This is a genomic window from Hymenobacter profundi, assembly GCF_019334315.1.
GTDB classification, from domain to species: domain Bacteria; phylum Bacteroidota; class Bacteroidia; order Cytophagales; family Hymenobacteraceae; genus Hymenobacter; species Hymenobacter profundi.
Map to the genome: position 1 here is coordinate 1 of NZ_JAHWGL010000218.1, position 667 is coordinate 667.

At 58.3% G+C, this 667-nt stretch carries 1 protein-coding gene; it reads left to right on the forward strand.

Translation table 11 applies throughout. The features are described 5' to 3' along the window. Positions 1–71 precede the first annotated feature (71 nt). Positions 72–605: an REP-associated tyrosine transposase gene (locus KYK14_RS21990; protein WP_219161774.1), complete on the forward strand. Its 534-nt coding sequence runs from the start codon at positions 72–74 to the stop codon at positions 603–605. The last annotated feature ends 62 nt before the right edge of the window (positions 606–667 follow it).

The following is a 667-nucleotide window of genomic DNA, read 5'->3' on the forward strand; positions in this document are numbered from 1 at the left end:
GAGGCCTGCGAATAGTCGGCACGGGGCACAGCCCCGCGCCATTTGTAATGTATTGCTATAGGTGAGTAGGTATGTCGGAGCGATATAAGGCGTATGAGGGCGGGCTGTTCTTTGTGACGCTGACGGTGGTAGGCTGGGTTGATTTGTTTACGCGAGCGGCGTACGCGGAAGTGTTTCTGGAGAGTCTACAGTTTTGCATCCGGCAAAAGGGGCTGCGGGTATATGCCTTCTGCATCATGCCCAGCCACATCCACCTGATTGCCGACCGGGCGGACGAGGACAAGCTAATGACGGCAGTGCTGCGCGACCTAAAAAGCTATACTGCCAAGCGCATCTACGAACTGATTGAAACGCATCCGCAGGAGAGCCGGCGGGAGTGGCTGGTGCGCCTGTTGCAATTTTATGGTCGCCCGCACGGCCAGGCTTTCAAGCTATGGCAGGAAGGCAACCACCCCATTGCCCTACCCTCGGCCGAGTGGGCGCAGCAAAAGCGCGACTACATTCACCAGAATCCCGTGGTGGCGCGGCTGGTAGATGAAGCCCACCACTACCCCTTCAGCAGCGCCTTTCCCGACTGTGGGATAACGCTAACCGAATTGCTATAGCAGTTCGCCCCACTGGCGCGGGGCTGTGCCCCGTGTCATTTATTAGCAGGCCTCTGGCCTGC

Coding starts and splice junctions, on each gene's coding strand:
- KYK14_RS21990 (WP_219161774.1), top strand. CDS start 72: ATGTCGGAGCGATATAAGGCGTATGAGGGCGGGCTGTTCTTTGTGACG.